The following is a 13404-nucleotide window of genomic DNA, read 5'->3' as shown; positions in this document are numbered from 1 at the left end:
TTTGTGGATAGCCTGGAGGAGACTATATGAAAAAAGTAAGCATCGTCCTTCCCGTCTATAACGGGGAAGCGTACCTGCGTCAGGCCATTGAGAGCGTTCTAGCGCAGACCTATGAGAACTGGGAGCTTATTATGGTGGACGACTGTTCTACCGACGGAAGTCCGGCCATTATGGAGGAGTTTGCCCGGCGGGACAGCCGGGTGCGGATTGTCCGCAATAAGGTGAACCAGCGTCTGCCGGAGTCGTTGAACATCGGCTTTCGTCAGGCCAGGGGAGACTATTTCACCTGGACCTCAGATGATAACCGGTATATGCCCGACGCGATCGAGGCCATGACAGAGGCCTTGGACAGCTGCCCGGAATACGGGCTGGTGTACTGCGGCATGGAGTATATTGACCAGGCGGGGGAGCCCACCGGAGGGGTTGCCGGCGGCAGCGATGTGCGGGTGGATAATTGCGTAGGCGCCTGCTTTCTCTACCGGCGGGAGGCGGCTCTGGCCACTGGGGAATACGACCCGGACCTGGTGCTGGTGGAGGATTATGACTACTGGCTGCGGCTGAGTCACCGGTTTCCGCTGCTGCACCTGCCGGCGTGCAAATATCAGTACCGCTACCACCCGGACAGCCTGACCATGACCCGCAGCGGGCAGATTCAGGCGCAGTTGTACCGGCTGCGGCAGCGGGAGCTGGACTTTTTGCTGGACGGAGCCAGCGAGGACCAGCGAAGCACCCTGTTCTATGCCATGTGGGTGCAGAACCCGGAGGAGATGTGGGGGATGCGGGAAAAATTCTTCCCCGGGGGGATTCTGCCCCCCTCCCTGGACTGGATGCAGAAAAAACGAGAGGATGGGACAGAGATGGAGGATGCCAGGCAGATCATTCTGTTCGGCGCAGGCGTGTATGGCCGCAAGGCGCTGGAATATTTCGGCAGGGAGAAGGTTCACTGCTTTATTGACAACAACCCGGACCATGTGGGCAGGGTGATTGAGGGCGTGCCGGTGCAGTCCTTTTCCTATCTGGTGGAGAACGCCGGAGCCTATCAGGTGGTGATTTCCGTGTCGGCCCGCATTGCGGTGGAGCTGGCCAACCAGCTGGAAGAGGCCGGAGTGAAGGACTATAAGCTGTTTATTGAGATGACCGGCCGGCTGACCAAGGGCTCCCTGAAGGAGAGTCTGGACTATGCGGGCATCTTCCGCCGGGCGGAGGACTGGATAGACAAGAACACGGTCCCCGGCAAGGGCATCATTAACGACACAGGCTTTCCCCAGCCCTATCCGGAGGTCACCGGATACTATATCCCAACCTTGCTGCGGTGGGGCTGGCGGGAGCGGGCAAAGTCCTACGCCAGATGGCTGTGCGGCATTCAGCGGGAGGACGGGGCCTGGTGCGACACCTCCGGGCGTTTCCCCTATGTGTTCGACAGCGCCCAGATTCTCAAGGGCCTGCTGGCGGTGCGGGAGCTTCTGCCAGAGGTGGACGAACATATTCGCCGGGGCTGCGAGTGGATCATCAGCAACATTCAGCCAGACGGCCGGCTGACCACCCCGGACGAGAGCCTCTGGAACAGTCAGGAGTGCTCGGAGCTGATCCATCTCTATTGTCTTGAGCCCTTGTACACCGCAGCGGAGGTGTTGGGCGAGGCGTCATACCGTCAGGCGGCGGACCGGGTGAAGAAATATTACCTGGAAAACCGCATGGACGAGATCGTGAATTTTGGAATGCTGTCCCATTTTTATGCCTATGTGATGGAGGCTCTGTGCGACATTGGGGAGACCGAACTGGCCCGCAGGGCCATGGAGAAGGTCAGCGCCCTACAGCGGGAGGACGGCAGTGTGCCGGCCTATCAGAACGTCAACTGGGTGTGTTCTACAGGGCTGTTCCAGTTTGCCCTGGTGTGGTATAAGCTGGGAGAGCGGGAAAAGGGCAACCGGGCATTCCGGTACGCCTGCTCGCTGCAAAACCCCACCGGCGGCTGGTATGGGGGCTATGCCCGACAGGAGGAGGCCAGCGCCCTGGACGTGAAGGAGTACCCCAGCTATTTCACCGACCGGGAGATCAGCTGGGCAGTGAAATATTTTCTGGACGCCCTGTCGTGGAAATGCCTGGTGGAGTTTGAGGGGCAGACAGACGAGTTTGTCAACACCACAGACAAGACGGACGGAAGGTATCTCTGTGTGCTGGAGCAGGTGAGGGCGGCCGGGCCCGGCGCGGCGGTGTGCGACATCGGCTGCGGCAAGGGCCGCTATCTGCGGGGGCTTCTGGAGGACACGGCGGAGCAGGGAGTGCGGTTCAGCTGCTCTGATATTTCCGCCGCCGCGCTGAAGAGCATTCCCCAGGGGGTGGAGAAGCGGCAGGGCACCCTGACCTGCATCCCCTACCCGGACGAGAGTTTTGACCTGACCTATACCACCGAGGCGCTGGAACACGCCATTTCCACAGAGAACGGCCTGCGGGAGCTGGTGCGTGTCACCAAAAAAGGCGGCCGGGTGCTGGTGGTGGACAAAAACAACAGCAAGGCCGGAGCCGTGGCCGTAGACGATTGGGAACAGTGGTTTGACGACGGGTTCTTCCAGAAAATGGCGGACGAACTGGACTGCCGGCTGGAGGTCCACCATGACCTGCCCTACGACGGCGGCTTTCAGGATGGGCTGTTCAGTGGGTGGGTGCTCTACAGGAACATCGCATCCAATGATAACATATAGTATGGCATTTTTAGGAGGCTAATCATGACGAATGAAGAACTGCTTATCCTGATCGAAAGAGGTATCAGCAATTTTGTCCCTCAAAAACAATTGCGGTTTGAGGTTCATGTCACTGAACATTGTAACCTGAATTGCAAGCAGTGCTCACATTTTTCTCCTTTGGCAGAGGAGAGTTATCTTGATTTATGTGAATATAAAAGAGATTGTCAGCGTCTGTCAGAACTGTTTGGAGGCAAAATGTCTGTCATTCAGCTGCTGGGCGGTGAACCGCTGCTTCATCCGGAGATTAACGAAATTATACGTATTACAAGAGCGGCTTTTCCAGTAGGAAGAATTCGGGTTGTTACGAATGGGGTTTTGCTTCCATCAATGTCAGAGGATTTTTGGGAGACATGTAGGGAGTGCCATGCGGAAATCAGTGTTTCTGAATATCCCATCCACTTTGACTATCATGGGTGGGGCAACAAGGTTGAAAAGGAGAAGGGTGTGGCGTATACTCCGGAGGCATTTGGGCGCAGCAAAATGATGAAGTTGTATCCGATCCGGACAAAACAGATGCCTGGCAACGACAATGCGCGGAGAAACTTTTTTAACTGTGTAAGCGCGAACAGCGACTGTATTGCACTGAAATCTGGGAAAATGTATACCTGCTGCACGGTGGCAAATGTAATACATCTAAAGAAACACTTTAATTTGGATCTGCCCATTTCGGATTTGGATGGCGTGGATATATACGCTGTGAAGGATGGTGCAGAATTGCTGGAGAAATTGGCAAATCCCGTTCCCTTTTGCGAATATTGCGATGTAGTGAATGTAGGAAAATGTATTTCTTGCGATTGGGGCGTCTCGCGGAAGGACAGATATGAATGGTTGGCCTTTGAATTCAAGAAGGAAGATATTGATTATCTGAAATCAAGAGAATTAGAGGTGTATGTTTTTGGCGCAGGCTCCTGGGGAACTCAGACAGTCTATCGCCTTCAAAAAGAGGGAATTGCCATTAAAAGCGTGCTCACAACCCGAAAGGTAGAGGAAGGCCGGACACTTTTGGACGTACCGGTTATTTGTACGGATGATATTCAAGATATTAGTGAATCCAGCATATGCCTTGTTGCGTTGGTGTCTCCTGTAATGAAAGGAGAGGTATATCCCCTTCTGTCTGGCATGGGGTTTGGCGACATTGTACCAGTTTCTGGGTTGGATTAAATAATTTGAGGAGAAACCTATGGATATGAGCATGGAGGGGAACGTAAAGCGCTATATTGACGGACGCATTTCTAGAGAAGCAGGTAAGTTTGAGAACGCCATTAGAAATTTGACCCCATTAAGCCAGCTTCAATTTGAGGTGCATGTTACAGAACACTGCAATTTGAATTGCCGACAGTGTGCTTATTTTTCACCTTTGGCGAAAGCCAATCTACACGTCAAACCTGTAGTGTGAGAAAATTTCTCCGTTTCTTAAAGGAGGCGCTTTTCATATGACAAACAAAACAGGCTCCGTGCCGCTCTGGCGCAAAGTGGCTGCTGCGGTGCTTACCTTATGTCTGACGGCGGGCCAGCTGGCTCTGCCTGCCCGGGCGGCGGGAGGCGTTGGGCCGGGGCACAGCGGGCATGATGGCGCGGAGGCGCTTCAGGCCAAGACCACTGCTACTACCAGGAATATCAGCGCGAACACAGACCTGTATCTGGAGGAAGATATCACCACAAAGGAAATCTTCAAGATTTCCGGCGAGGGCGTGGTTGTCAACCTGTGCCTGAACGGCCATGCGCTGGCGTATAGTGGAGCCAGCACTACGTTAATTACAGTGGGGGCTGGCGCTGAGTTGAACATCTGCGATTGTTCCGGTCAAACAACTGCTGTGCCCAGTCAGCCAGACGGCACGGTAATTGATATTGCGGCGGGGCGCATTTCTTCTACAAAGGCCATCGTCAACAATGCGGGTACCTTCAACCTGCATAGCGGTGCGCTGACGGGCTGTTCTTCTACCACTACCACTGCTGTTACCAATACAAGCACAGGCACATTCCACATGAGCGGCGGCATGATTGCTGGATGTAAGGGATCTACGAACGGCGGGGCAGTCTACAATAACAAAGGCGCCTTTACCATGTCCGGCGGGAGCATCATCGGGAACTCAGGTACTTCAGGCGGGATAGTCAATAATGCTGCAGGCGGTACCTTTGAGATGACCGGCGGTGAAATCACAGGAAACACCGGTACCACTGGCAGCGGCGGCGTAAAGAACGCAGGCACCTTTGAGATGAGCGGGGGAACAATCTCCGGCAACGCTGGCACTACCACCGGAGGCGGAGCGCTGAACGATACCGCAGGCGTCATGAGGCTCTCTGGGGGAAGCATCAGTGACAATAGCGCCACAGGGGCCGGCGGGGGTATCTACAACAAGGGTCAGCTGACCCTTGCGGGCAGCGGAATAATCTCCGGCAATCAGGCAACGGGTACGACCACCACATCTGGCGGCGGTGGGGTGTATAGTACTGGCGCCACTGCAGCGGTCACCATAAGCGGCGGCGAAATCAGCGGCAATACAAGCGCAAAAACCGGCGGCGGCATCCATATGGCGGGCGGTACGGTCACCTTATCCGGCGGCACTCTCACTGGCAACAGCGCGAAGGATGGCGGCGGGGTGTATGTCACTGGCACAAGCACTGCTTTCCACATGACTGCGGGAGCAATCAGCGGAAACGAGGCCGCAGGCAACGGCGCAGGCGTATATATGAACGGGGCTGCGTTCCAAGTTTCTGGCAGACCTGTGATTGAAACTGTCTTTTTGAGCGGAACAGCTAAAAATCTGACTGTCACCGGAGCCCTGACGGAAGGCGCGGATATTCGTGCTACCAGCGCCGCCAGCTTCTCTCCCACCGGCTACAACACCAAAGTGACAGTGGCAAAGCCTGGCGCAGGCTACACCATAACAGAGGACGACAGGAAAAAATTCACCTTTGAGCCTAATGCGACAGAGAATCTGGGGACCAGCTTCGGCCTGCAGCTTGAGGCGGGAAATGTGGTCTTCCAATATATTAAGGCCTTGGAGCCGACTCCCGCAGCCACCATTGACTATGAGAAGGAGACCTTGACAGGCTTTGCTTCAGGGAAACATTCCATAAACGGCGGCACGGCCTTTAGCACCACTACAAAGGCCTTAGGCGACTATATTGGAACGACGGTCTCGATTGTAAAGAAAGGAAGCACTACTACTACCACTAGTCCCCCTACCGGGGACAGCGTAGCCCAGGAGCTGGCAATTCCAGCCAGGCCGGCGGCTCCTCAAATGGGCAAGGTAGACCAGCAGCACGCCGGAGTGAATAATGGCAGGCTGATTTTTCCGGCTGCGGATGATTACCAGTGCAGACAGCAGGGGAGTACCATCACCACCTGGAAGTCGGTTACCCCGGATATGCTGGATGAGAACCACAGTCTGCCGGTCAGCGAGCTGTGGCCCACCCTGCAATATCCGGCCACAGTGGAGGTTCGTACCTCTGGCAGCAATGAGAAGCAGCGGTTTTCCAGTGAGGTGGCAGTGGTCGCGTTGGAGGCCTCGGCAACCGAAGCGGTGTATGGCATTGAGGTTACGCCCCCTGAATTCGGGACGGCAGCTTATGGCTATAACGCTGCAGACCTGACAAGGACCATCACAATCAAGGCCACAGGGAACTGCGATGTGGAAATCCGCGGTCTGGCTTCCGGCAGTCTGAACTTTGAACTTAGCAAGAAGAACGGTAGCACGGTTTCTTTGGGCGAAGCCAACACGCAATATACCCTTACGCCCAAGGAAGGTCTTACCGAAGGGAAATACACTGCCGACATTACCGTGACCTACAAGACAGGCGGCGAGGATGCGAAGGAAACCGTGCCGGTTACTTTCCAGGTAATATGCGCGGACCAGAGCGCGCCTCCCACACCGGTGCAAAATGGGACGGCTACGACCGCTGGTATCACGATCAACACAGTGCCCAATAGTGACAGCGGCACAAAAGCCCAATATGCCTGTTACCCCAAGTCGGAGGAGGATACCTGGGATGCGGACAGCGCGGCCTGGAAGACTGCCTATAGCGCGTCCTGTTCCTTTACCCAGCTGGACCCGGGTACGACCTACTGCATTGTTGCGCGGTATCCGGCTGTAAGCAAGAAATACAACGCCTCGCCGGTCAGCGCGGCGCTGGAGGTTGCCACCGAAGGCGTGGTCAAAAACGTTACGCTGAACGCCAACGGCGGCACTCTGCCCGACGCCAGCGGCAATCCGGTTGGTTCGGTTGTCGTGCAGACCCTGGGCAATAGAAAGCTTGAGAGCCTGCCCACGCCAACTGCGCCGGACAGCCCTGCGGGGCTGGAATTTCTTGGCTGGTATACCTCGTCCTCTTCTATGACCACCCCGGTCACGCTGGACAGGGAATACACCAGCAACTCGACCATATACGCCCAATGGGGGTATTCGGTTGATCTGCACCTGAACGGCGGCAGTCTGGCAAAAGTCTTTCCCGGCTACCGCTACTCTACCAGTACAGCCACCAGCCTGCCTACCCCCACAAGAGAGAACTATACCTTCGAGGGCTGGTATGCGGCCTCTGACTTCTCCGGCACGGCAGTGACCAGTATTGCGGCCAAAACAACCGGCAGCAAGACCTTCTACGCCAAGTGGGCGCCGGTGGCTGAGGCAACGCCTACCCCCACGCCGACACCCACACCTACCCCAACGCCTACGCCTACTCCTACTCCCACTCCAACACCTACGCCTACCCCCGGCGGGGCTACTCCTACAGCCGGGCCCACGGCAGGGCCCAGCAACCCGCCCAGCCCTGACCCAGGGCCCGGGGGCGACGCCGGAGACAGCGAGGCCAACTGGGACGGCAGCGACCCCTATGAGCTGTGGGTGGAGGGCGTGACCCAGGTGCCTGCGGTGAAGCTGGTTGTGCCGGAAAGCGTGGCGTTCATTGTCAACCCCTACCGGTTGGAGGTGAACGCGGAGAGCATTGGAGGCGGGCCGGCGGAGAACGGCTCGGTGATTTGCCCCACCCAGTATATTGAAAACCGCACCGAGGTGCCTGTGCGGGTGGGGGTCAGCGTTACCGGCCTGTGCGCGGACACCGTGGCCTTTGCCAGCGCGGCCCCGGCCAGCGGCGGGGAGAAAACCGCCTTTATCCAGCTGCTGGCCCAGGCGGTGGCGGACAGCCAGACCGCTCTGGACGCCGGAGCGGAGAAAACGGCCCTCTCTTTGGAGGAGGTCCGGCTTAGCCCCATCGTGCTCTCCGCCGGGGGCGGGGACCGGCCCTGTCTGGCGTTCACCTTTGCCGGCAGCGCCCAGGACGCGCCCAGCACACCCTGGACCGAGGAGGACGCCTTTGGGGCGGCGCTGGTGTTCCAGTTTACCCTTATGGCGAACCCCGCGCCGTAATAGGCCGATACAGATAGGAAATGATGAGCGTGTCGAAACAGGTTACAAAAGCAAAATACGGTTACAATTTTAGAAAAGATATACAGAATCCCCATACAAATTCCTAAAAAAACGGTCGGTATCCGGCGAAACGCTCTTTTGAAAATTTTCGCTCCCCAAGTCTTAATTTCCGGATAAATTTGCCGACTATAGTGGTGTAACAACAATGGAAGCATCGCAAGGAGGACTGCATGACAGAAAAGAAAGCCCAAAATCCTCTGGTGTGGGTCTTGGTGATTGTGCTGGTGGTGGTGGTTGCCGCAGCCGCGGTGATCTTCTTCAACCGGCAGCCCCAGGCTCCCCCAACCGAGGACCTGACAGACGGCAATGTGCCCATGCTGGGCTATGCCGAGGGGACCACAGTGACCCGGGATGAAAACGCCCTGCAGGACGCTGTGGACAAGATGGCCGAAAAGCTGGAAAAGGGCAGCATGATGTTGGAGTATGAAGGCGACGCCTACAGCTCCGACGGCGAGAACTTCACCGGCTACCTGGCCAACGCGGCGGAGAACAGCTACGACATGTACTTTGACATGTATGCGGACAGCGGCCTGAAGGATGAAATTTTTCTCTCTGGCCTGGTGCCTCCCGGCAAGGCCTTGGAAAAGTTCAAAACCACCCGCAAGCTGGAAAAGGGCGACCACACCGTATACATGGCTTTTACCACAGTGGAGGACGACCACGCCACCATTCATTCTCAAATTATGGTGACCATGACTTTGCACGTTAAGTAAGGCTATTGGTGGGCGCAAGCCCCCTGGCAAATAAAAATTTTTTGAAAGGGTGTTCATTCATGACATTCAAGAAAATCATGTCAGCTGTTATGGCTGGCGCAATGGCTCTGTCCCTGGGCATGACCGCTTTCGCCGCAGCTACTCCGGGCCAGACGGAGCTCGAGGGTGAGGCTGGCTACGAGATCGAGATCGGCTCCTCCACTCAGGCTGCTACCATCAAGGTTCAGGTTCCCGAGGTGGTTGGCTTCATCGTCAACCCCTATCGTCTGGAGGCTAAGAATGAGGAAATCGGCATTACCACTGCTGGTAATGGCCAGATTGTCAGCCCCCTTCAGAAGATCGTGAACAAGAGCGCTTTCAAGATCAAGATTGGCGGCACAGTTTTTGCTGCTCCGGGCAACCCTGAGGAGGCTAAGCTTGTGAGTGCTTTGACCACTCCTGCCGCTGGTACCCCTACTCCCAAGGAAGCTAAAATTCATTTCCTGGCTAAAGCAGGTACAGCTGCTGATACTACTGCTTTGACGATAGCTGGTTCCCCTACCTGTGATGTTGATCTGTCTACTGCTATGACTGATGCCGGCGCTGCTTTGACTGAGGTTGAGCTTGATAAGGATAACGGTACATCTCCCGCTTACACCTTCAACTTCGATGGTGAAGCTCAGGATGCCCCTGCCGTGGCTTGGACTGAGGGCGACACCTACGGCGCTACTATCGCTTTCACCTTCACTGCTGTTGCCAACGCTGCTACTCCGTGATTTATCCTCAACGCTTTTAACCTAACATAAGCGGGCAACCGCGCGGCCAATCAGCCGCGCGGTTGCTTTTTTGCCTTGCGCTTGCCCCCCGCGTCTGCTATAATAAAAGCAGCAACCACGAGAGGAGCCGCTGCCATGACCAAAAATATTTTCAGCCGCGACGCGGATTTTCAACGCTTTCAGGTGCTCCGGTCCAACCGCAACAAGCGCCACCGCTACGGCCAGTTTTTTGTAGAGGGCGTGCGCAACCTGAACCAGGCCGTAGAGAACGGCTGGCAGCTGGCCTCTCTGCTGTTCCCTGGCGACAGGCCCCTGTCCGGCTGGGCCAAAGCCCTGCTGAACAGCGTGCCCACCCAGGTGAACTACCGCCTGCCCGGGGCCCTGATGGACGAGCTCAGCGGCAAGGAGGAGGGCTCGGAGCTGCTGGCAGTGGTAAACATGCGCCCCGGCGGCACAGCCGCCCTGCCCTGCCGGGAGAACCCCCTGCTTGTGCTGTTCGACCGGCCCTCGAACCGGGGCAACCTGGGCGCGCTTCTGCGCTCCTGCGATGGGCTGGGGGCCGATGGGGTGATTCTCACCGGCCACGGGGTAGACCTGTACGACCCGGAGGTGGTGACGGCCTCCATGGGGTCCTTTTTCCGGGTGCCCGCCGTGCAGGTGGAGAACCGGGAGGCGGAGGCCTTTATTCAGCAGCTGCGGCAGCAGTACCCGGGCTTTCAGACCGTGGGCGCCACTGCCCACCGGGAGCGGCCCCTGTATGGGGAGGACCTGCGAGGGCCGGTTATGCTGCTGCTGGGCAACGAGACCGACGGCCTGAGCTACGCCTATAAGCACAGCTGCGACGTGCTGTGCACCATCCCCATGGCGGCGGAGAGCTCGGCCAGCTCCTTCAACGTGGCCTGCGCGGCCACAGTGCTGCTGTATGAGGCGGCCAGGCAGCGGGCCACCTAAAAAGAGAAAGCCCTCTGCCTTCCCTTTTTCTTGCTTTTTGTAGCAAAATGTGCTATTCTTATTTTGTGTAGAAACTCTGCACAGGAGCTCACCAAAAACGGTGGACGGTTGGCCCTCTCCGGAGGGTCTGGACCCTCTGATAACATAGAAACTCGCAGGCACATCCAGCGGGAATCCTGTAGAACGGAGGGCAAGCTTATGAGCGCTTATGAGACGTTGTCAATCACTATGATGGTTTTGGCCATTGTGGTAAGCTTATTGATTGCACTCGTCAACAACGCAAAAAAGTAACCGCTCCCAGGCAAGGTCAGCGGTTACTTTTTTAAAGGAATCAAACTGCCGGGCCAACCGTCTATCGGTGGGCTCTCTTTTTATATTTCTATTATACCCTGTCCCGACAAGTTTGTCAAGACAGACGGCATTTAAGCGATGGGCTCAAAGTCCGCCGGGCCGTGCTTGCACAGGGGGCAGACAAAGTCGTCGGGCAGCTCGTCGCCCTCATACACATAGCCGCACACCTTGCACACAAAGCCCTTCTTGCCCTCGGTCTGGGGCTTGGGCTTCACATGGTTCTGGTAGTAGGTGTAGGTCATGGTCTCGGTGTGGGACATGACCCGGCTCTCGGTAACGGTGCAGATGAACATGCCATGGGTGTCCAGGTCCATATACTGCTCCACCTTCAGCGACAGGAAGGAGTTGATATACTGGGGCAGGAAGGCCACGCCGTTGTCTGCCCGCAGAATCTCCTGGCCGGCGAACTTGTCCGCGGTGCGGCCGCTCTGGAAGCCGAAGTTCTGGAACAGAGAGAAGGGGGCGTCCTGGGACAGACAGTTGATGTTCATCACCCCGGTCTGCTTGATGACATGGTGAGAGTAGTTCTCCTTGTTGATGCACACGGCAATGCGGTTGGGGGTGTTGGTCACCTGGGTGACTGTGTTGACAATCAGGCCGTTGTCCTTTTTCCCGTCATTGCTGGTGACCACATACAGGCCGTAGCCAATGTTGAACAGGGCGGTCAGGTCGTGCTTGTCCGCAGTGTCGTCCTGGCGGGCCAGGTAGTCCTGGCAGAGCTCGTTGGCCAGGGCCTCCAGCTTTTCGCCGCTCTCGGCGTTCAGGGCAGAGCGAATGGTGACCACAGGCTCCGCCAGGGTGAGCTTCTTGGACTTTTCCAGCATACCTTTCATGACCTTAGCGGCCATGGGGGCCCAGCTGCCGTTTTCGATCAGGCCCACGATGCGGTTCTGGAAGTTGCGCTCTGTGAGATGGGTGATGAACTCCCGCATAAAGGGGAAGATCTCCGCGTTATAGGTGGTAGTGGCCAGCACCAGCTTGTTGTAGCGGAAAGCGTCCTCCACAGCCTCGGCCATGTCGGTGCGGGCCAGGTCGTGAATCACAACCTTGGGACAGCCCTTCTGGCGCAGCTTCTCGGCAAACTGCTCCACCGCCTTTCTGGTGTTGCCGTAGACAGAGGTGTAGGCAATCACAATGCCCTCGCTCTCCGGGGTGTAAGAGGACCACAGGTCGTAGAGGCGGATATAGTGGCCCAGGTTCTCCTTGAGCACAGGGCCGTGGGTGGGGCAAATCACCTGAATGTCCAGCCCAGCGGCCTTCTTCAGCAGGGCCTGAACCTGGGCGCCGTACTTGCCCACAATGCCGATGTAGTACCGGCGGGCCTCGCAGTCCCACTCCTCCTCCACGTCCAGCGCGCCGAACTTGCCAAAGCCATCAGCAGAGAACAGCGCCTTGTCGGTGGCGTCATAGGTGACAATGACCTCGGGCCAGTGGACCATGGGCGCGGCCACAAAAGCGAAATGGTGCTTGCCGGTGGAGAGGCTGTCCCCCTCGCCCACCACCATGCGGCGGTCCTCAAAGCCGGTGCCAAAGAACTGCTCCATCATGGCAAAGGCCTTTTGACTGGAAACAATGGTGGCCTCCGGGTACATGCTCATAAAGTTGGCAATGTTGGCAGAGTGGTCGGGCTCCATGTGCTGAATGACCAGATAGTCGGGCTTGCGGCCCCCCAGCACGCCCTCAATATTGTCCAGCCACTGGTGATGGAAATGGGCGTCCACAGTGTCAAACACCGTAATTTTTTCGTCCATAACCACATAGGAGTTGTATGCCATGCCGTTGGGCACCACATACTGGCCCTCAAACAGGTCTACCTGGTGGTCGTTGACGCCAACATACTTGATATCCTGGGTGATCTCCATAAATGCTGCTCCTTTTATTTCTCAGCCGGACAATCCGGCCTTTTTTCTTTGTCATGAGTATAACACATTTTCCCACCAATGAACAGCCCCTTTTTACGAAATCTTGCCCTGGGGCCGCAGAAAGTACAGGAAATGATCGGCAGGGAGAGGCCGGGCTGTTGTGGCCGTGAACACACTCTCTGCGCATTGGTGACGCACAGCAGCACTGCCACCACCCAATCAGTCAGCCGTGCCACGGCAGAGCCCCGGTGGTTTTGGTTGACCGGCTTGGAAGAGCCAGGGGAAAGCGGTGGGTTACCCGGCCTGCTCCCCTTGGGGCTTGTCCAGGGTCTGAATCTCCTGCCGGTGCAGCCGCAGGAAGAACACCACGCTGGCTGCCAGAGAGACAGTCTCGGCAATGGGGAAGGCCCACCACACAGAGTTCACCTGGCCGGTGGCGGTTGCCAGCAGCCAGGCCGCAGGCACCAGAATCACCAGCTGGCGCATGAGGGAGACAATCAGGCTGTAAACGCCCTTGCCCATGGACTGAAACAGGGTGGAGGACACAATGCCCAAAGCCGCAAACACAAAGCAGGTGCAGATAATCCGCAGGGCGGGCACGC

8 protein-coding genes and 1 pseudogene are annotated in these 13404 nt (G+C 57.0%); 7 read left to right on the top strand and 2 right to left on the bottom strand.

Going from position 1 to position 13404, the window contains the following annotated elements:
- The first annotated feature begins 26 nt into the window (after positions 1-26).
- From ACTO5E_RS07510 to ACTO5E_RS07480, 7 genes are all read left to right on the top strand, one after another.
- Complete coding sequence (locus ACTO5E_RS07510) at positions 27-2702, top strand: glycosyltransferase (protein ID WP_482302794.1); 2676 nt, start codon at positions 27-29, stop codon at positions 2700-2702.
- A 24-nt stretch (positions 2703-2726) separates the two neighbouring features.
- Entirely contained in the window at positions 2727-3905 is a 1179-nt protein-coding gene (locus ACTO5E_RS07505) for a radical SAM protein (protein WP_482302793.1), read from the top strand.
- Positions 3906-3924: 19 nt separating this feature from the next.
- Positions 3925-4140, top strand: coding sequence for a hypothetical protein (locus tag ACTO5E_RS07500; RefSeq protein ID WP_482302792.1), 216 nt, complete (start codon positions 3925-3927; stop codon positions 4138-4140).
- 37 nt (positions 4141-4177) lie between these two features.
- Complete coding sequence (locus ACTO5E_RS07495) at positions 4178-8110, top strand: InlB B-repeat-containing protein (RefSeq protein ID WP_482302791.1); 3933 nt, start codon at positions 4178-4180, stop codon at positions 8108-8110.
- A gap of 230 nt (positions 8111-8340) precedes the next feature.
- Positions 8341-8883 carry a hypothetical protein gene (locus tag ACTO5E_RS07490; protein ID WP_482302790.1) on the top strand — a complete coding sequence of 181 codons (543 nt, stop codon included), beginning with the start codon at positions 8341-8343 and terminating at the stop codon, positions 8881-8883.
- Positions 8884-8942: 59 nt separating this feature from the next.
- Positions 8943-9638, top strand: a complete 696-nt coding sequence (locus ACTO5E_RS07485) for a hypothetical protein (protein ID WP_482302789.1) — start codon at positions 8943-8945, stop codon at positions 9636-9638.
- Between the two features lie 135 nt (positions 9639-9773).
- On the top strand, positions 9774-10589 hold the full coding sequence (locus tag ACTO5E_RS07480) for a TrmH family RNA methyltransferase (RefSeq protein WP_482302788.1): 816 nt from the start codon (positions 9774-9776) through the stop codon (positions 10587-10589).
- 422 nt (positions 10590-11011) lie between these two features.
- Here the strand turns inward: ACTO5E_RS07480 and ACTO5E_RS07475 are convergent, their stop codons facing one another.
- Positions 11012-12802, bottom strand: a complete 1791-nt coding sequence (locus ACTO5E_RS07475) for a flavin reductase (RefSeq protein WP_482302787.1) — start codon at positions 12800-12802, stop codon at positions 11012-11014.
- Positions 12803-13096: 294 nt separating this feature from the next.
- Positions 13097-13404, bottom strand: a pseudogene (locus tag ACTO5E_RS07470) (MATE family efflux transporter); the annotation flags it as partial.

The organism is Acutalibacter sp., assembly GCF_056800975.1.
Note: the sequence above shows the minus strand (reverse complement) of the source record. Positions and strands in the feature narration are given on the sequence as shown.

What these genes read in the sequence shown, in the direction of transcription:
- ACTO5E_RS07495 (WP_482302791.1), top strand. Translation starts at nt 4,178, where the DNA reads ATGACAAACAAAACAGGCTCCGTGCCGCTCTGGCGCAAAGTGGCTGCT.
- ACTO5E_RS07485 (WP_482302789.1), top strand. Translation starts at nt 8,943, where the DNA reads ATGACATTCAAGAAAATCATGTCAGCTGTTATGGCTGGCGCAATGGCT.
- ACTO5E_RS07505 (WP_482302793.1), top strand. Translation starts at nt 2,727, where the DNA reads ATGACGAATGAAGAACTGCTTATCCTGATCGAAAGAGGTATCAGCAAT.
- ACTO5E_RS07510 (WP_482302794.1), top strand. Translation starts at nt 27, where the DNA reads ATGAAAAAAGTAAGCATCGTCCTTCCCGTCTATAACGGGGAAGCGTAC.
- ACTO5E_RS07490 (WP_482302790.1), top strand. Translation starts at nt 8,341, where the DNA reads ATGACAGAAAAGAAAGCCCAAAATCCTCTGGTGTGGGTCTTGGTGATT.
- ACTO5E_RS07475 (WP_482302787.1), bottom strand. Translation starts at nt 12,802, where the DNA reads ATGGAGATCACCCAGGATATCAAGTATGTTGGCGTCAACGACCACCAG.
- ACTO5E_RS07500 (WP_482302792.1), top strand. Translation starts at nt 3,925, where the DNA reads ATGGATATGAGCATGGAGGGGAACGTAAAGCGCTATATTGACGGACGC.
- ACTO5E_RS07480 (WP_482302788.1), top strand. Translation starts at nt 9,774, where the DNA reads ATGACCAAAAATATTTTCAGCCGCGACGCGGATTTTCAACGCTTTCAG.